The sequence below is a fragment of the Mesorhizobium sp. P2_B11 genome, from assembly GCF_056404855.1.
Map to the genome: position 1 here is coordinate 20,339 of NZ_JBFUDF010000003.1, position 18,657 is coordinate 38,995.

17 protein-coding genes are annotated in these 18,657 nt (G+C 61.4%); 11 read left to right on the forward strand and 6 right to left on the reverse strand.

What is annotated here, in order from left to right; all coding sequences use genetic code 11:
- Positions 1–191 precede the first annotated feature (191 nt).
- Positions 192–749 (forward strand): invasion associated locus B family protein, encoded by a 558-nt coding sequence (locus AC1DYJ_RS08725; RefSeq protein ID WP_029869290.1) that lies wholly within the window; start codon positions 192–194, stop codon positions 747–749.
- 124 nt (positions 750–873) lie between these two features.
- Positions 874–1,977 carry a DUF930 domain-containing protein gene (locus AC1DYJ_RS08730; RefSeq protein WP_477426105.1) on the forward strand — a complete coding sequence of 368 codons (1,104 nt, stop codon included), beginning with the start codon at positions 874–876 and terminating at the stop codon, positions 1,975–1,977.
- Positions 1,978–2,067: 90 nt separating this feature from the next.
- Here the strand turns inward: AC1DYJ_RS08730 and AC1DYJ_RS08735 are convergent, their stop codons facing one another.
- The 6 genes from AC1DYJ_RS08735 to AC1DYJ_RS08760 all read right to left on the reverse strand — a co-directional run bounded on the left by AC1DYJ_RS08735 (position 2,068) and on the right by AC1DYJ_RS08760 (position 8,551).
- Entirely contained in the window at positions 2,068–2,814 is a 747-nt protein-coding gene (locus tag AC1DYJ_RS08735; protein ID WP_025583731.1) for a ribonuclease activity regulator RraA, read from the reverse strand.
- Positions 2,815–2,836: 22 nt separating this feature from the next.
- Positions 2,837–4,000, reverse strand: coding sequence for an enolase C-terminal domain-like protein (locus AC1DYJ_RS08740; protein WP_025583733.1), 1,164 nt, complete (start codon positions 3,998–4,000; stop codon positions 2,837–2,839).
- Positions 4,001–4,034: 34 nt separating this feature from the next.
- A complete protein-coding gene (locus tag AC1DYJ_RS08745) occupies positions 4,035–5,132 on the reverse strand; it encodes a sn-glycerol-3-phosphate ABC transporter ATP-binding protein UgpC (RefSeq protein WP_025583735.1) in 1,098 nt (365 codons plus the stop codon).
- A gap of 10 nt (positions 5,133–5,142) precedes the next feature.
- On the reverse strand, positions 5,143–6,033 hold the full coding sequence (locus tag AC1DYJ_RS08750; RefSeq protein WP_025583737.1) for an ABC transporter permease subunit: 891 nt from the start codon (positions 6,031–6,033) through the stop codon (positions 5,143–5,145).
- Positions 6,030–6,992 (reverse strand): carbohydrate ABC transporter permease, encoded by a 963-nt coding sequence (locus tag AC1DYJ_RS08755; protein ID WP_477426038.1) that lies wholly within the window; start codon positions 6,990–6,992, stop codon positions 6,030–6,032. Before AC1DYJ_RS08755 ends, AC1DYJ_RS08750 begins: the two co-directional genes overlap by 4 nt.
- Positions 6,993–7,069: 77 nt before the next feature.
- Positions 7,070–8,551 carry an extracellular solute-binding protein gene (locus AC1DYJ_RS08760; protein WP_025583741.1) on the reverse strand — a complete coding sequence of 494 codons (1,482 nt, stop codon included), beginning with the start codon at positions 8,549–8,551 and terminating at the stop codon, positions 7,070–7,072.
- 209 nt (positions 8,552–8,760) lie between these two features.
- Here AC1DYJ_RS08760 and AC1DYJ_RS08765 point away from each other — a divergent pair, with 209 nt between their 5' ends.
- From AC1DYJ_RS08765 to AC1DYJ_RS08805, 9 genes are all read left to right on the forward strand, one after another.
- Positions 8,761–9,471 (forward strand): FCD domain-containing protein, encoded by a 711-nt coding sequence (locus tag AC1DYJ_RS08765; protein ID WP_025583742.1) that lies wholly within the window; start codon positions 8,761–8,763, stop codon positions 9,469–9,471.
- Between the two features lie 54 nt (positions 9,472–9,525).
- Positions 9,526–10,692, forward strand: coding sequence for an enolase C-terminal domain-like protein (locus AC1DYJ_RS08770; protein WP_025583743.1), 1,167 nt, complete (start codon positions 9,526–9,528; stop codon positions 10,690–10,692).
- A 63-nt stretch (positions 10,693–10,755) separates the two neighbouring features.
- A complete protein-coding gene (locus tag AC1DYJ_RS08775) occupies positions 10,756–12,114 on the forward strand; it encodes an enolase C-terminal domain-like protein (RefSeq protein ID WP_025583744.1) in 1,359 nt (452 codons plus the stop codon).
- 45 nt (positions 12,115–12,159) lie between these two features.
- Positions 12,160–12,486, forward strand: coding sequence for an NIPSNAP family protein (locus AC1DYJ_RS08780; RefSeq protein WP_025583745.1), 327 nt, complete (start codon positions 12,160–12,162; stop codon positions 12,484–12,486).
- A gap of 10 nt (positions 12,487–12,496) precedes the next feature.
- Entirely contained in the window at positions 12,497–13,696 is a 1,200-nt protein-coding gene (locus tag AC1DYJ_RS08785; RefSeq protein ID WP_025583746.1) for an enolase C-terminal domain-like protein, read from the forward strand.
- Positions 13,697–14,067: 371 nt separating this feature from the next.
- Positions 14,068–16,128: an SPFH domain-containing protein gene (locus AC1DYJ_RS08790; RefSeq protein WP_477280249.1), complete on the forward strand. Its 2,061-nt coding sequence runs from the start codon at positions 14,068–14,070 to the stop codon at positions 16,126–16,128.
- A gap of 181 nt (positions 16,129–16,309) precedes the next feature.
- Complete coding sequence (locus AC1DYJ_RS08795; RefSeq protein WP_477280250.1) at positions 16,310–17,245, forward strand: LysR family transcriptional regulator; 936 nt, start codon at positions 16,310–16,312, stop codon at positions 17,243–17,245.
- Between the two features lie 153 nt (positions 17,246–17,398).
- Entirely contained in the window at positions 17,399–18,109 is a 711-nt protein-coding gene (locus tag AC1DYJ_RS08800) for an SDR family NAD(P)-dependent oxidoreductase (RefSeq protein ID WP_477280251.1), read from the forward strand.
- A 12-nt stretch (positions 18,110–18,121) separates the two neighbouring features.
- On the forward strand, positions 18,122–18,358 hold the full coding sequence (locus AC1DYJ_RS08805) for a tautomerase family protein (protein WP_477280252.1): 237 nt from the start codon (positions 18,122–18,124) through the stop codon (positions 18,356–18,358).
- Positions 18,359–18,657: the final 299 nt, after the last annotated feature.

Here is an 18,657-nt window from a genome sequence, read left to right on the forward strand (position 1 = left end):
CCTACTGTATAGCGAGCGTCGATTCTTCTTTTTATACGTTCACGACTGCAAAGTTGTTTATTGTGGCAACAGGGCAACAGTACGTTAGCCGGCTCTTATGTACCTGTAGTGGCTTCCCGGCCAAGCCCGCCTGCTGTATCAATGCAATCGCATTAATGTACTTTAGGAAATTCTAATACTGCGAGGATCGGGTGGCTTCATTTCCAGGAACCAAATCCCGCCGGGCCGCATGGTTTGGCGCGTTGTGCCTGATCCTGTCGGCAATCGGCCCGGCGCTCACCCAGGAAGCAAAGCCCGCCGAGACAAAGCCGGCCGAGGCAAAACCCGCCGACGCCAATCCATGGGCGGTTAACTGCTCCAGCGGCTCGGCGAATGCCGAGCTTCAGTGCCAGGTTTCGCAAAACCTAACCGAGGCCAAGACGGGCCAGCGTGTGCTGACCGTGACCGTGCGCCGCGACCCTGGCAACGGAAGCCTGGCAATGTTGCTTGCCCTGCCGCACGGCTTGTTCCTGCCGTCCGGCGCCAGCTATCAGATCGACCAGGGTCAGAAAACGACCATCGCGATCCAGACCAGCGACCAGAACGGAGCGTACGCCGCCACGCCGCTGTCACCGGAGCTTGTCAAGGCGATGAAGTCGGGAACCAATCTGAACATAGGCATGGAATCGGTGACGCGTAAGCCGGTCACCATCCCGGTATCGCTAGGCGGCTTCACCGCAGCCATCGCCAAACTGGAAAGCCTCAAATAGCGGTCAGATTCCAAACTTTACGAAAGCATCGGCTTACGCAACGCCCGATCACCTCACACCTGCTTGCGGCCGGTCCTCACCGCCGGGCTGCGGCTAAAATGCGTCGATGCGGCGGCCGTGCTTGATGCCGCCGCAGTTTCGCTCCACATCGTTAGGAATGAAGACGGAGACATCGCAGCGGCGTCGGACATTGCTGTGGGCCTTGCCCGCATCGCTGATCCTGCATGCGCTCATCGCCGCGCTCCTGGTCTACGGCCTGCCCATTCCTCCTCGGGAGCCGCAGGAGGAGCAGCCGATCAATGTCGCGCTCGTGCCGCTGCCCGAACCGCCGCAGCCCAAACCCGAAGCCAAAAGTCAGCCTGAAAAGAAGGTCGAAAAGCCGACACCGGAGAACCTGCCGTCAGAGAAAGTCCTTAAGCGTGTGTTCCAGTTCGGTGACAAAGACACCGGCCCCAGGAAATCACTGGATGGCAGCAGCGATCAGGACCAGGCGTCATCACCGGCCAAGGACAGTGAACCGAAACCGGCTGCCATGCCAACCGATGCGGAGAGCAGATCTGAACCGACGCCCGACGCTGCAAAGCCGGCAGAGCCTGCCAGCATCGACGAGAAGCCGGAAGCTGACAAACAGGAGGCGGGAGCCCCTGACGCCGACAAACAGGAATCGGCTGCTGCAACGCCTTTGGCTGATGACGGCGGTGAGATCGAGCTTCCTGCGTCGGCTCAGGCGCCTCAGGCCAGACCCGACACTGCACCGAAACCCAGCCCGGCGAAGGCCGCGAAGCCGCCACGCGCAAAGGCCGCAGGGTCAAGCCCCACGGCCAACTCACTGGCGTATGCGGGGCTTCCGGGTGTTCGCAAGCTTTTTTCAAAAGGCGCTACCGGCGATCCCTTCGCAACGAACTCAATGGCCGACGAGCCACGGGGGCAACGCGTAGCCGACCTTTGCTCCAATCTTCTGGGTCAGCAACTGAACGACGCCGCTTATCGCCCCGTATTGCTCCCAAGCATTCCACTAGAGGTCGGCAATCTTCTGGACGCCCCGGATACCGCTTTTCGTACCGCGACGACTTGGTATCATGTGCGCTTTCGCTGTGGGATCGACACCAATGCGACGCATGTGACGTCCTTCACCTTCCGTGTCGGAGCCGCCGCTTCACCCGAGGAAAGCGTTTTTCTAGATCGGGAGGCCCGTCGGCAGGGTTTTCGAGTGGGGCCGGGCATGTAGCCGAAGGCAAGGGTCTCAAAACCCACGTCTTGCGGGGCAAAAAATCACCTCTTGAACGGTTTGCGTGCCGAATGCCGTTGCTGCCGGGCCTCAGCCCTTCACTGGATTGGCTTTGCGCCATTCCTCATATTCGCCGCGGGCATCGTCGTGCAGCGGATAGTAGCGCTGCAGCGGCGCGCCTTGCATCAGCTTCATGCGGGAGAACTCCTCCCACTCGTGATGCTTCTGCGATTCTTCGATCACTTTTGCGGCCATTGCGAGCGGAAGCACAACCACCCCGTCGTCGTCGGCCACGATGATGTCGCCGGGGATCACCGTGACACCGCCACAGGCAATCGGCACGTTGACGGCATTGGGGTAGATGCTGGTCTGCACATGATAGTTTGGGGTCCAGCCGCGCAGCCAAAGGGGGAGGTCGAGCTTCTCGACATTGGGCCGGTCGCGCATGCACCCGTCGATGACGATGCCGGCGCCGCCTCTGCCCTTGAAATACGTCGACATCATATCGCCGAAGACGCCGGAGCTCATGTCGCCGCGCGCGTCGACCACGACCACGTCACCCTCCTGAGCGTGATAGAGCACGTGGCGGTGCAATTGCGTCTCCGGATCGGCATATTCTCCCTCGTTGAAGAGGTCGGGCCGCTGCGGCAGGAATTGCAGCGTCAGCGCCGGCCCGACGATCGACTTGCCGTGGTTCTGCGCCACCGGACCGACCATGTGCGGATTGCGGAAGCCCATGTGGCCAAGCGTGCCGGCAACCGTCGCGGCGCCGATCTCCCTTAGCGCGTCGATCAGGTCTTTTGGCGGCCGCTGCGTGATGTCGGAAGTATGCGTCATTAGGGACTCCGGTTGAATTGAACTACCAGTTGGTGACTGAACCATCGCGGCGCTTGAGGTGAGGCGCTTCCCAGAAGCGGAAGCTCTGCGCCTGGATCGCCTCTTCGTTGATCTCGACGCCCAGTCCCGGCAGATCGCTGACCGGGTAATCGGCGCCGTCCAGCCGTGGTTGCACGGGAAAGAACTCGGAATTGTCGAAGCCCAGCTTCCTTTCCGGCGCCCTGGTCTCGAGCCACGCGAAATTCGGCACCGCCGCGGCGAGATGAATGGTGGCGGCCGTGCAGACCGGGCCAAGCGGATTGTGCGGCATCAGGTCCACATAGTGGGCCTCGCTCCAGCCAGCGACCTTCATCGCCTCGGTGAGCCCGCCGACATTGCAAACATCGAGCCGGTTGAATTGGTGGATGCCACGCTCGATGTAGGGCAGGAACTGCCACTTGCTGGCAAATTCCTCGCCGATGGCGAACGGGATGTCGGTCATCGTGCGCAGTGATTCGTAGGCCTCCGGCGTCTCGTCGCGTATCGGCTCCTCGAGGAAATCGAGCACGCCACGGCCGAGCTTGTTGCAGAAGCTTGCCGCCTCGGCCACCGACAGCCGATGATGATAGTCGATGCCGAGGACCACGTCGTCGCCCAGCGCCTCGCGTGCCTTGTTCAGCATCCTCGCGGTGGCGCCGATCGACTCGCGCGGCTCGAAGATGTCCTTGCTGCTTTGGCCCGCGGGGAAGAAGCGGATCGCCTGCCAACCCTGCGCGCACAGTTCCCGGGCACGTTCGATGGCAACGTCGCCCTCGGCCTCGTCTCCGGTCGAGGCGAAGGTGGGGATGCGGTCTCGCTGTTTGCCGCCGAGCAACTGGTAAACCGGTACTCCCAGTGCCTTGCCCTTGATGTCGTGAAGGGCGATGTCGATGGCGGAAATCGCCGCCTGCAGAACGCGTCCGCCTTCAAAATACTGGCTGCGATAGGCCTCTTGCCAGATCCGCCCGATCTGCATCGGGTCGCGGCCGATGAGGAATTCGCGATAGTGCTCGATCGCGCCGGCCACGGCCTTTTCGCGACCGCTCAAGCCGCTCTCGCCCCAGCCGTGTATGCCCTGGTCGGTCTCGACCTTGACGAGCATCTGGTTGCGTGTTCCCACCCACGCCGGATAAGGCTTGATCGCCGTGATCTTAAGTTTCGTGGTCATTCACCCGCATTCCCCCAACGCATCCGCCCCTGTCTCAATCGGCCTGGAGGGCCATCTCCGTCTCGCCGTCGAACAGATGAATGCGTTCCTGATCGAACTCGAGCCAGATGTGCTCGTCGGGTGTGACGGCGATGTTGGGGGACACGCTGATGTTGACGATCGCGCCGGAGAGGAACGCCTGTACGAAGGTGACGTCTCCGGTTGGTTCCACCGTATAGGCTTTGGCCGGAATGGCGCCGGGGGCGGCGCTCTTGTGCAGTTTGATCGTCGAATGTCGCGCGCCGAGCACGACCTTCCTGGTGGTTGCTCCCGCGACCTTGCGGGCGTTGAGTTGCGACAGCGGCAGGCTCCAGCCTTCGGCGCTCGTCAGGACGGTGCCGCCGTTTGCGGTCGATGCCTCCAGCGGGATAAGGCTCATCGCCGGGCTGCCGACGAAGCTCGCGACGAACATGTTGGCGGGATGGGCGAAAACTTGCGCCGGCGAATCGTATTGTTGCAGGAAGCCGCCGTTCATCACAGCCATCCTGTCCGCCATGGTCACGGCCTCGAGCTGGTCGTGCGTCACATAGACGATCGTGGCCTTGAGGTCCTGGTGGAACCGCTTGATTTCAGACCGCATCTGCACGCGCAGCTTTGCGTCGAGATTGGAGAGCGGTTCGTCCATCAGGAATACCGCGGGATCTCGAACCAGGGCGCGACCGAGGGCCACGCGCTGCTGTTGCCCGCCCGAAAGCTCGCGTGGCTTGCGCTCGAGCAGTTGCGTCATGTCGAGCACCTTCGCCGCGTCCCTGACCTTCCTGTCGATCTCGTCCCTGGGCAGCTTGCGCATCTGCAGCGGGAAGGCGAGGTTCATGTAGACCGACTTTTGCGGATAGAGCGCGTAGTTCTGGAACACCATTGCGATATCCCGGTCCTTGGGGTCGAGGTCGTTGACCACCCGGTCGCCGATGACGATATCGCCCGACGTGATCGGGATCAGCCCGGCGATGAGATTGAGCGTCGTCGTCTTGCCGCAGCCTGAAGGGCCGACGAGCGCAACGAATTCGCCGTCATTGACTGTCAGCGAGACGTTGTTGACGGCTTTGAAGCTGCCATAGGTCTTGACCAGATCTTTGAGGACCACGTGGGCCATCGGCAGCTCCCTAGTGCTTGACCGCGCCTTCTGTAAGGGCACGTACGAAGTATCGTTGCAGGACGAGGAACAGCACCACGACGGGCACGCTCATCATGAAGCTGGCGGCCATCAGGCCGGGAAAGTCCGTCGTATTTTCCGAGAAGAAGCGCTGGATACCGACCGGCAGTGTCAACTGCTCGTTCTTCGACAGGAAGGTATAGGCGTAGATGTACTCGTTCCACGCGCCGATAAAGGAATAGATCGCGGTCGCGATGATCCCCGGCGTCGAGAGCGGCATCACGATCAGGATAAAGGCCTGGAACCGCGTTGCCCCATCGATGCGCGCTGCCTGTTCGAGTTGCACCGGAATGTTGTCGTAGAAGCCCTTCAGCAGCCAGATTGCTAGCGGCAAGCCGAATGTGAGGTAGGTGAGGATGAGCGATCCATGCGTGTTCACCAGCCCGAGCATGCGCATCAGGATGAAAAGCGGCACCAGAAAGATCACCGCCGGGAACATATTGCGCAAAAGCACAGTGAAGAACAGGAAGTTGCGGCCGGGAAAACGGAAGCGCGAAAACGCGTAGGCGGCAGGCACAGCCACGATCACCGAAAGGATTGTCGTGGCGGTCGACACGAAAAGGCTGTTCCAGAAGAAGCGGAGGAAGTCCTGACCGACGCTGTTTTGCGGATCGAGCAGCTTCTGGTAGCTGGCGAGTGTAGGTTCATCGGGCCACCATTGCGGCGGGAATTGCATCGCCGCAAACCCGGATTTGATCGACGTGATCAGCATCCAAACCATCGGCAACGCCGTGTAGAGCAGCATGAACACCAGGAAGATGCGACCGGCCCAACGCCATCCGTCCACGCCTCTACGGCGACGGGTCTGGCTCCGGGGACCTCTCTCGGCAATCGTGCTCATGAGCCTGCCTCTTTCCGCTCGTTGCCGCTCAGCGCACGGACGTAGAAGTAACCCAGCGTCATCATGAACAGGAACAGGAGCACCGAATAGGCGGAAGCCACACCCCAGCGCTGCCGGCCGAAGGCGAGTTCATAAATATGGGTGATCCAGATATGCGACGCGTTGGACGGTCCGCCGCCGGTCATGATCCAGGGGATGATGAAGGAATTGAAATTGGCCACCGCGAGCAGCAGGATCGTCACCGTCGAGACGTCCCTCAGGTGCGGGAAGGTGACGTGCCAGAAGCGCTGCCACGCATTGGCCCCGTCGACTTTGGCGGCGCGCAGCAACTGGTCGGGAACTGTCTGCAGGCCGGCCATCATCATGATCATGGCAAACGGAAACTCGCGCCAGATATTGACGACGATCAGCGAGGGCAGCACCGTTGAGACGCTGTCGATGAAGTTCGGCGGCCGGTCGGTCAATCCGAGGCCGACCAGCACCGCGCCGATGATGCCGAAATCCGAATGGTAGATCCACTTCCAGATATAGGAGGCGGCGACCGCGCTGATCACCCAGGGAATGATCAGGATGGCGCGCAGCACGCCACGACCGACAAAGTCGCGGTGAAGCGCCAGGGCGGCGGCAAAGCCGAGGGCGAAGGAGATGAACGTGGATGCCAATGTCCAGACAAGCGTGTTCCAGGTGACCTTCCRGAACACCGGACTTGTGAGGATGGCCGTGTAGTTGTCGAAGCCGATGAAGATCTTGTCGCGGAGCTGCAGGCCCGGCGGCGTATTAAAGAACGACAGTTCGACCGTGTAGTAGATCGGGTAAGCGATGACGATGAGCATCACGACGATCGCAGGCAGCACATACGCGTAGTCAGCGCGATGCGCCCAGATCTTGCGCAGCAGCAGGCTCCAACGAGCGGGCCGCAACTCTTGCCGAGCTCCGGTCTTGCCGGTCACGATCGTCACTTTGGCGTGCCCTTGTTCTTCGGAACGGACCGGCTGCACCTTTGGCGCAGCCGGTGAGATCGCAGCTCAGGCTTCGGCTAGAGTCCGCCGTCCATCAGTTCTTTCACTCTCTTGGCCGCATCGTCCGCTGCCTGGTCGACGGTCATCGCTCCGGTGAGGGCGTTCTGCAGCATGTCCGGGACGATGATGTTCATGATCTCGGGGGACTGCGGCAGTGCCGGGAACGGGATGCCGTATGGCAACATAGAGGTCGTGACATCGAGGAACTTGATCTTCTCCAGACGTTCCTTCATCCATTTGGTCTTGAAGCCGTTGAGGTTGCCGGGGTTCGAGCCGGCATAGGCCATCTTCAGCGACCATTCCGGGCTCGTCCACATGCAGATGATGGCCTTTGCCGCCGGCTCGTCCACCTTGCCGCCCTCGACATATTCGGGCTTGAGGATGTGAATGTTCGAGCCGCCGAACACCACTGCGCGTTTGCCGTCCGGGCCGGTTGGAATCAGACCGTAGCGCATGTTGTCGATGACGGTCTGCGCCTTGTCCTTGTCGGTGCCTGTCGCCTTCTTCTGCAGGTCGAGCATGACGTTATAGTCGGACGGGTGCGAGACCATCATGCCAAGCTGGCCGGCCAGGAACAGGGGCTGGTTGTCGGCCTGCTGGTTGGTGAGTGCCGAAACCGGAACCGATTTGTCCCTGACATACATGTCGTAGGACGCCTGCAGCGCCGCCTTGCTTTGCGGGCTGTTGAGCTCGATCTCCTTGTAGGTCGGGTTCGCCTTGGCCTCGTCGAAGACGCCGCCGCCATAGGCCCACAGCTGCGGCATGAAACGGTACGGCGTATTGCCGGCATTCTTGCGCGCCACGAGGCCGTAACCGGCAATGCCGAGCTTGTCGTGGATTTGCTTGGAATCCTTGACGACGTCGTCCCAGGTTGCAGGAGCCTTCTCCGGATCGAGGCCGGCACGCTTGAAGATGTCGGCATTCCAGATGAACGCCATGGTCTCATTGTTGGTTGGAATGCCGTAGGTCACCCCGTCCCAGGTCACGGCCTTCATGGCGCCGGGCCAGAAGTCGTCGGTCGAATACCCTACATCCTCGGGCTTGAGCGGCTGCAGGTAGCCCTTTGATGCGAACTCGGTACCACCCAGGATTTGCAGGCGGACCGCCATCGGCGCCGCATTGCCGAGCAGCGCGGTACGGAACTTGTCGAGCAGGTCGTTATAGGTGAGGGCCTGTTCCTCGAGCTGGATGTTCGGATAGGTCTTGCGGAAGGTCTCGAAGAACTCCTTGTAGTACTGGCGCAGGAGGTCGGGGTCGCCCTCGAACACACCCTGGTACCAGAAGGTCAGTCGCCCCTTGTAGTCGAGCGGGGTGACCTTGCCGCAATCGGCCGCCGTATCGAACTCCTGCGTGCCCGCAATGGAGCGCACATATTCCGGCGACCACTTGCTCAAATCGACCGGCGGCGCGCCGAGCGCCGACGCGGACATCAACGATACCATCAAAGCAGTGGAGACAGTGCCGCGCAGGACGGCACCGCCGAGTGAAATCCTCGTCATAGGGTATCCTCCAGGTTTCTCTCCCACGCCGCTCTGCGTCGAGGCGAGCGGTCCTGCTCGTCGGTGGCCGAACGCTTCGTTCGATGTATCCCTTCGAGCACTTCATACGTTTTCAGATCGTGGATTGTCTGTCAACGCGCCAAATCGTACATTGTTTATGGAAACCGTGCGTGATATCGATTGAAGTGTGTATTGATCTGGGGGCAGCCTTGGCCGAAGCAAGCGATTTCAAAGCAGAGCCACCTGAAGGGATCGACCCTAACGGGGCCTCCAGCGAGGGCGCTTCGCTTTATCAACTGATCCGGGAAGACATCATCGAGGGAAGGCTCGCCGCCAATGAGCGGCTTGTGGTCACCGATCTCGCCCGACGTCACGGTACCTCGACCAACCCGGTGCGCGAGGCTCTGCAGCTGTTGCGGGGCGAGGGGTTTGTCACCTTTGTCGCCAACCGTGGGGCGCGCGTTCGGCCCATAGACCAGGATTTTGTCCGCGATATCTACGAGATCGGAGTCCTGATCGAGCCGGCCCTGACGCGATGGTTTGTGAATATGGCTACCGTCGAGGACATTGCCGAACTCGAGCGTATCCAGGGCCTGATTGAAGAGAACAACTTTGCCGACACGTTCCGGCACAGCGAGCTGGATACCGCCTTTCACACCGTGATGTACCAGAGGCACTACAACCGCCATGCTGCCGAGCTTTGGTGGAAGCATCGCGAAGTGCTGCGGGCTGTGAGCCGGCGTTTCAACTTCACGCTCGCCCGGCGTGCCGCGATCCTTCGCGAGCACCGCGAGCTCATCGCGCATGTAAAAGCGGGAAATGCCGACGAGGCAGCCGAACTCATTGCGCGCCATGTCGAAGGCTCCGGCCGGCATGTCCTTGAACACATGCGCGCGCGCAGCGCCGCGCGGGCCGGATAGAACATCCGGTCCGCAACGCAGCTATCCCGATCCACTTCACACAAGGCAGTTGAGATGAAAATCACGAGCGTTCGGCCGTGGCTGATCAAGTCCGGTGCTTCTTATTGGGGAGAGTTCCTGTTCGTCGAAGTGACGACCGACGAGGGGGTGAGCGGCTGGGGAGAGATCACCACCACCACTAGGCTCGCCAACCGCGCGCTCTGCACGATCCTGCGGCAGATCGGTGCCGCCGTGACAGGTGAGGATCCGGCGCGTATCGAGTATCTATGGCACAAGATATTCCGCAGCTTCACCTATATGGGCAGCCGCGGCGCCGCCGTCGAATGCGTGAGCGCCCTTGACATAGCGCTCTGGGACATTCGCGGCAAAGTTCTTGGCAAGCCGATCTACGAGCTGCTGGGCGGACCGGTGCGCGATGAGGTCGCGCTCTATACCCACCCTGATCAACGCAAGTTTACCAGCAAGGAGGCTGTGGTTCGCGAGATTCGAGACATCGTCGAGTCCGGACACACGGGGCTGAAGTTCGATCCTTTCCCGCATCAGGGCCGCACCGCCGATGGGCAGTCGCGCGAGCAGCGGGACGGCTACCTCGATGGCAGCATGAGCCGCAAGGACGAGCGTGAGGCCGCCGAACTGACGGCTCTGATCCGCGAAACGGCGGGGCCAGATGTAGACGTTCTCATCGACGCGCATGGTCGCTTCGACGTCCCCACCGCCATTCGCCTCTGCCGGAGCCTTGAGGAAGCGGGCCAGATCGACTGGTTCGAGGAGCCTTGCCCGCCCGAGAGCCTCAACGCCCTCAAGCAGGTGCGCGAGAAAGTCAGTGCCGCCATCTCGTGGGGCGAGCGCGGCCATACGAAGTGGGATTTCGTGCCGGTGCTCGAGAACAAGCTCGCCGACTACATCATGCCCGACGTGACCTGGACCGGCGGCATTACCGAACTCAAGAAGATTTCCGCTTTGTGCGAAGCCTACTACATCCCGGTGTCGCCGCATGACGCGGCGGGACCGATCAACGTGGTTGCGGGAGCGCAGGTGATGATGACCGTTCCCAACTTCTACAAGCTCGAGACGTCGGAGTGGAACCTTGGCAAATACGATCACCTCATCGACAGACCCCTCGACGTGTCAAACGGCAACCTCAAACTGACGTCGAAACCCGGTCTGGGTATCGAGATGAACCGCGACTATTTGCAGGCCCACGAGATTGAGCTGGGCTAGCAATGCTCTCGCCGGGCGCAGCGTGCGGGCGCCAAGCGCAGCCAAACAGAACGAGGATAGATCATGCCAAGGACGGACGCAGCCGACGAGGCGCTCAATCGGGTAAACACGAATTCCAGGCCGAGCGAGCTGCGCATCACCGATTTGCGCGTCGCCGAGATCGTCGGCGCGCCGTTCACCTCCGCGCTGATCAAGATCTACACCAACCAGGGCATTGTCGGCCTGGGCGAAGTGCGCGACGGCGCAAGTGCCACCTATGCGCTGATGCTGAAGAGCCGGTTGCTGGGCGAGAACCCCTGTGACGTCGACAGGCTGTTTCGCCGCATCAAGCAATTTGGCGGCCATGGGCGGCAAGGTGGCGGCGTCTCGGCAATCGAGATCGCGCTGTGGGACCTCGCCGGCAAGGCCTATGGCGTGCCGATCTACCAGATGCTCGGCGGACGGTTCCGCGACAAGGTGCGGGTCTATTGCGACACCGATGCGGACAAGCCCAGCGGCACCGAGACCGGCAAGCGGCTGAAGGCGCGGATGGATCTCGGTTTCACCTTCCTCAAAATGGATCTCGGGCTGGCGCAGATCGCGCACATACCGGGCGCGGTGGTGGCGCCTGCCGGCGTGCTCGACGGTTTCCGCAGCCATGCCGCCCGCAGCCCGGCACGCACGCTGGACGAGCGCCGGGCGCGCAATGCCGCCTATGATGCGCAGAATGTGCCGCATCCCTTCACCGGTCTCCATTTCACCGAAAAGGGCATCGACCTGCTCGATCAATACATCCATGAGGTGCGCGAGGTGATCGGCTACGAGGTGCCGCTTGCCATCGACCATGTCGGCCACATCTCGCTGCAGGACGGCATTCGTCTGGCACGGCGGATCGAGAAATACGCACCGGCCTGGCTCGAGGATGTGATCCCCTGGCAGTACACCGAGCAGTATCGGCAGCTGCAGCAGGCGACCTCAGTGCCGATCTGCACCGGCGAGGACATTTATCTCAAGGAAGCATTCGAGCCGCTGCTCAAATCAGGCATCTCGGTCATCCATCCGGACTTGCTGACCACCGGCGGCATTCTCGAGACCAAGAAGATCGGCGATGCGGCGCAGGAGCACGGCGTCGCCATGGCCATTCACATGGCGGAAAGCCCGATCGCGGCGATGGCAGCCGCCCATGTCGCGGTGGCCACGGAGAACTTCATGGCGCTCGAATATCACAGCGTCGAGGTCGACTGGTGGGACGATATCGTCACCGGCCTGCCCAAGCCGCTGGTCAAGGACGGCTTCATCACCGTGCCGGACAAGCCGGGCCTCGGCATCGACGACGTCGTCGATGAAGTGATCAGCCGGCACCTGCAGCCCGGCGTCACCGGCATCTGGCAGCCGACCGATCACTGGGACGATGAATATTCCTGGGACCGCACCTGGAGCTGAACCTACACGTCTCCCCGGAGGGAGAGGTGAACAGAAGGATGGACCATGATCTACGAACTTCGTCTTTACGACTGCCTGCCCAGCCGGCTGCCGGCGCTGCTCAAGCGTTTCAACGACCATACCTTGGCGCTGTGGGACAAGCACGGCATCCGCCAGGCCGGGTTCTTCACCACGATGGTCGGCGAAAACAGCAATCGACTGACCTATTTCATCGCCTGGGAATCCCTTGCCGAGCGCGAAGTGAAATGGAAGGCCTTCACCACCGATCCGGCATGGCTCAAGGCCCGCGACGAGTCCGAGCGCGACGGCCCGATCGTGGCCAATATTTCCAGCCAGTTTCTCGCGCCAACCGCCTTCTCGTCGGTGAAATAGAGGGACATCAATGAAAATCACCGATCTCCGGTGCGCCGTCATCGGCAAGCACCCCATCGTGCGCATCGTCACCGACGAAGGTCTTTATGGCCTGGGAGAAGTCGAATACACCAAGACCTATCTCAAGCCGTTTGTCCTGCATTTTCGCGACGCGTTGATCGGCGAAGATCCGACCGACGTCGAGCGGGTAATGCTGAAGATCCGCCAGCGCGGTTCGTTCAAACCTTATGGCGCCGCCGTCAGCGCCATCGAGCACGCGCTGTGGGACATCGCCGGCAAGGCGGCAGGCGTGCCCGTTTACAAGCTGCTTGGCGGCAAGGTGCGCGACCAGGTGCGGGTCTATAACGGCTCGATCCGCCGCAAACGTACGGGCGATCGGCCGGAAGACTATGCGACCGATGTCAAATGGATGATGGAGCAGCCGCAGAATTTCTTCATGGTCAAGCAGGGGATTTCGTTCCACTCGAATATGAAGGACACCATCGAGGGCTTCCATTACGGCGTGACGCAGAAGAAGGCAGGCTATCACGGCGCAATGGACCAGGGGCAGATCAGCGAGCGTGGCTTCAACCATATGCTCGACTGCGTGATCGCGATGAAGGAAGTGCTGGGCGACAAGGTCAGCCTGGCGCTCGACTGCGGTCCCGGCTGGTTCCTGCCGGACGCGATCCGCTTCGCGCAGGCGGTCGAAAAATACAATCTGATGTGGCTGGAGGACATGCTGACGGGCGACTACGTGCCGTGGGTCAATCCGCAGGCCTATCGCGAGCTCACCACATCGACCTCCACCCCGATCCACACCGGCGAGCAGATCTACCTGCGGCACAATTTCAAGGAACTGATCGAGACGCAGGCTGTCCGCATCATCGGCCCGGACCCCGCCGACATTGGCGGCATCGCCGAGCTGAAATGGGTGGCGGAACACGCTTACATGCACTCGATCATGATGGCGCCGCATGGCACGGCCAACGGCCTGCTCGGCCTCGGCGCGCTGATCAATGTCTGCGCCACGCTGCCGGCCAACTACATCGCCTTCGAATATCCCAGCGCCTCCGATCCCTGGTGGGAGGACATCGTCATCGGCCTGCCGGCGCAGATCGTGAAGGATTCGATGGTCGACCTGCTCGAAGCACCGGGGCTTGGCCTCGACATCGATGCCGCGGGAGCGAAAAAATATCTCGCGGAAGAGGACGCCGGTTTCTTCGACTAGCGTGTGCGGCCACGGGGGGGCGACGGTTCTAACCCGTCAATTATAAAACCCAACCACCCGCTATTCGAAATAGCATTGAAATAATTATACGGTTTTCGCGCGAAGTATCTTTAAACCCGTTGGCGCTATGCCTACGTCATTTGATGTAGTGTCTATCAAGGCAACACCGATGTGAGATAACTCACGGCCACGCCGCCCCCACTGGGGACTCGGGACGCGCGGTCATTTTTCCACACAATGAGCAGCCCAAACGTTCGACACGCCCTTGGTGCGTCGGGCGCGCCGGTGCGCAATCTCCCCGCTTCGTCAATCAACACCAACCGGGTGGCCCTCGGGTGAACGAACCCGCGCGCCCCCACAGGAGAGAAGAGATGGAAGCCCTGCAATATCTCGGCCCGATCGAATGGACGGCGATCGAGGTCGCCGTAACAGTCATCGTGCTGGCAATCCTGTTCAGGTGGAGCGGCGTGGTCCGCTACATTCCAAACGACAGGCTCGGCATTCTGGAAAAACTGTGGAGTTTTCGCGGCTCCATCAGCAATGGCTTCATCGCGCTCAACCGTGAGGCCGGCTACCAGCCGGAAGTCGTGCGCGGTGGCCTGCATTTCTTCATGCCGTTCCAATATTCGATGCATCGGGCTAATCTTGTCACCATCCCGCAGGGTCAGATCGGCTATGTCTTTGCCCGTGACGGCAAGCCGCTGCCTCCGACGCAGACACTTGCTTCCAACACCGAAGCCGATGATTTCCAGGATGTACGCGGCTTTCTCGAAAAAGGCGGACAGAAAGGACCGCAACGCAAGATCTTGCGTGAAGGCACCTATGCCATCAACCTCGCACAATTCATCGTGCTGACCGCCCAGTCGATCCATTCCGTCAATCTGAGTTCGTCGGAACAAAGCCTTTTTTCCAACATGTCCAGCATGATCTCGGAGCGAGGCGGCTTTGAGCCGATCGTCATCCACAATGCCGATGACATGATCGGTATCGTCACCATCCATGACGGTCCGGCCCTGCCGGACGGCGAGATCATCGCACCGACCGTCGCCAATGATCCGAACGACCCGAACTTCCACAACAATTTTCAGGACCCGGAGAAGTTTCTCAATGCCGGCGGTTACCGCGGCCGACAGCTGCAGGTGCTGGCGGACGGCAGCTACTTCCTCAATCGCATTTTCGCGACCGTCGAACTGGTCGAGAAGACGATCATCGACGTTGGCACGGTGGGTGTCGTCGTCTCCTATAACGGCCGCCACGGCACCGATATTTCCGGGCAGGCTTACCGTCACGGCGAGCTGGTCGAAATCGGCGCACGCGGTGTCTGGTCCACGCCGCTGCTGCCAGGCAAGTATGCGTTCAATACCTATGCCGGCAATATCATCACCGTGCCGACCACCAACTTCGTGCTCAAATGGACGAAGGAGCAGTTTGGCGAACACAGGCTGGACGAGAACCTGTCTGAAGTGTCGTTGATCACCAAGGATGCGTTCGAGCCTGTGCTGCCGCTCTCCGTCGTCGTGCATATCGACTATATGAAGGCGCCGCTCGTGGTGCAGCGTTTCGGAGATATCAAGCGGCTGGTCGAACAGACGCTCGACCCGATGGTCTCTGCCTACTTCAAGAATATCGCCCAGACAAAGACGCTGATCCAGCTTTTGCAGGAGCGCAGCGATATCCAGCGCAAATCGGGCGAGGAGATGCGCGAAAAATTCAATTCCTACAGCCTCGAGCTGCAGGAAGTGCTGATTGGTACGCCTCGTGCTGCCAATGGCCAGAACAGCATAGAGCAGATCCTGATCCAGCTGCGTGATCGCCAGATCGCAGTCGAAAAGGTCGAGACTTATAAATTGCAGGAGAAGGCTGCCATTCAGGAACGCACGTTGCGTGAGAAGGAGGCGCTCGCCGAACAGCAAGCCAAGATCACGACGTCGGCCCTTACCATCGAGATCAGTGAGAACGAGGGCAAGGCGCAACTCGCCCGCACCCGCCAGGAGGCGGAAACCATTCAGGTCACTGCCAAGGCAGAGGCCGAGAAGGTACGCCTCGGCGGCCAAGGCGAGGCCGACATGATCAAGGCTGTCGCGCTTGCCGATGCCGAACGCATCAAGGCGACCGGTTTTGCGGAAGCCGAGAAGGTGCGCGCCATCGGCCTGGCGGAGGCCGAGGCCACGGAGAAGAAGGTCGCGGCCTTCGGCGGACCGGACTATCAGCTCAACTCGCAGGTTCTCACGCGCTTTGCCGAGGCGATCGAGAATGGCAGGCTGCCGATCGTGCCGCAGATCCAGATCGGCGCTGGCGGTGGCGAGAAGGGGGCTGCCAATGGCCTTGTCGAGATGATGCTTTCGATGCTCGTTGCCGACCGGATTGGACCGCGGAACCTGCCGGATGCGATCCCGGAACCCGTTGAGGAGGAAACCGTCGAGGAGGAATGATTGAAAATGGGCCGGTTGTACCGGCCCATCTTTTTGCGCACTGCCCGCATCGAGTGAACCCGGCGCAGCGGGACCCTTCCCGATAGCGGCTGCTCGTCGGGGCGATGCGGCATGGATTGTTGCCAGAACCGGATTTCTGGTTGAGAATCTGACGGTAATGTTGCGCATTGGGGAAGAATAGATGGACCGTATCGAAGCCATGCGGGTGTTTGTGGCGGCGCTGGACGAGGGCAGTCTGGCGGCCGCGGGGCGAAAGCTGCGGCGCTCGCCCGCCGCGGTGAGCCGGGCCATTGCCTTTCTCGAGCAGCATGTCGGCGCCGAATTGCTTCACCGCACCACGCGGTCGATCAAGCTCAGCGAAGCGGGCGAGCGATACGCCTCGGCCTGCCGGCGTGTGCTGATCGACCTCGAGGAAGCCGATATGTCGGTCGCCGGCGAGCGCGCCGCGCCGCGCGGAACGCTGACCATCAGCGCGCCGCCGATCAGCGGCGAAGAGATCCTGCGCCCGGTCATCGACGCCTATCTCGACGCCTATCCGGCCGTGTCGGTCAATCTCATCCTGATCGACCGTCACGCCAATCTGGTCGAGGAGGGGATCGATGTTGCCCTTCGCGTCGCGCAGTTGCCGGATTCATCCCTGGTCGCCGTGCGGGTCGGCGGTGACGTCAAGCGCGTCATCGTGGCGTCGCCGCGCTATCTCGCCCAGCATCCGCGCATTGTCGAGCCCGCGGATCTGACCAGGCATCGCATCGTGACGACCACGCATTTCGGTCATGACGCGTGGGTCTTTGCGCCGCCGCCGGGCGGCACCATCGCCCGTTCTGTCCACTTCAAGCCACGGCTCGTGGTCAACAGCGTTCGCGCCGCGCTGGCGTCGGCTGTGGCCGGCCATGGGGTTACGCGCCTCTACACCTACCATGTGGCCGAGCGCGTTCAGGACGGCTCGCTGAAGATCGTGCTGCGTGACGCCGAACCCGCCGCTCTGCCCGTACACCTGCTCACGCCGCAGGGCCGCACGCTCGCGCCAAAGGTGCGTACCTTCGTGGACTTTGCGGTGCCGCGACTGCGCGCCGAGTTTGCAAGGCTGTCCGCGCAGGCCGACGCCCTGAAGGACTGAAAGCGCCCTCATTCTTCCGCTTTTAGGAAGGATGCCTGCCGAACAGCGGTTATTCAGTGGATTTCCGATCGAACCGATATTCGTGTCCGACCGCATTGATGGGTCGCCGGCGGCAATTGGCCTGCCGGCCCTCTTTTCAGGACAGGACAGATCATGAGCAACGAACAGAAAGTCGCCATCATTACCGGTGGCTCGCAAGGCATCGGCGGCGCGCTGGTGAAAGCCTATCGCGATCGCAATTTCAGGGTTGTCGCCACCTCGCGTTCGATCAAGCAAGGCAGCGACAAGGATATTCTCGCCATTGCAGGCGACGTCGGCGATCCCGCGACCGCACAACGCATCGTCGGCGAAGCGATGGCGCGGTTCGGACGGATCGACACGCTGGTCAACAATGCCGGCATTTTCATCGCCAAGCCGTTCACGGATTATACCGCGCAGGACTTCACGTCGAAGATCTCGACAAACCTGGCAGGCTTCTTCCACGTCACCCAGGCGGTCGCCGCGCAGATGCTGAAGCAGGGCTCCGGCCACATCGTCAGCATCACCACCAGCCTGACCGATCACGCCATCGCCGGCGTGCCGACTGTGCTGGCCAACCTGACCAAGGGCGGCATCAATTCGGCCACCAAGGCGCTGGCCATCGAATATGCCGACAAGGGCATTCGGGTGAACGCCGTCTCGCCCGGCATCATCAACACCTCGATGCACGCCTCGGAAAACCATGAGTTCCTGGCGGCACTCCATCCGGTCAAGCGCATCGGTGATCTCAGCGATGTCGTGGACGCCGTGCTCTACCTCGAAACCGCCGGCTTCGTGACGGGTGAGATCCTGCATGTCGATGGCGGCCAGAGCGCCGGTCACTAAGGAGGTTCCACCATGCCCATCGTCACCATTCAAGTCACCCGGGAAGGGTCCGCGCCCGGCCGGGATTCCGTCACCGCCGAGGAGAAGGCCGCGCTGATCGGCGGAGTCAGCCAGTTGCTGCTCGACGTCCTCCACAAGCCGCTCGAGGCGACCTTTGTCGTCATCGAGGAGGTCGAGCTGGAAAACTGGGGTTGGGGCGGATTGTCGGTGCCCGAGTACCGAAGGCGAAAAGCCGCCGGCAACAGCTGACCAACCGGGCCGCCACACTGTGGCAGCCCTCAGTCGTCTTCAATTCTCCTGGGGCAATCCGAAGGCCCCGCGACCAACGCAGCGAAGGCGAGGGCGGGCAATACAGCCTGAGGGGGGCGGGGAGACCCCGCGGCAGCCCACCAATAAGGCGCGCTTTTAGCTTTGCCGGTTACATCCCTGGCAGGGGAGCCTTGGCAGTTTACATGCGCCTTCTTCGCCCGACGCTCAAATAAACCTGTGGATATTTGGTTTGCGACCGGATTGTGTCGTATCGCCCAAGTGAAGCCGGAGTAGCGTCC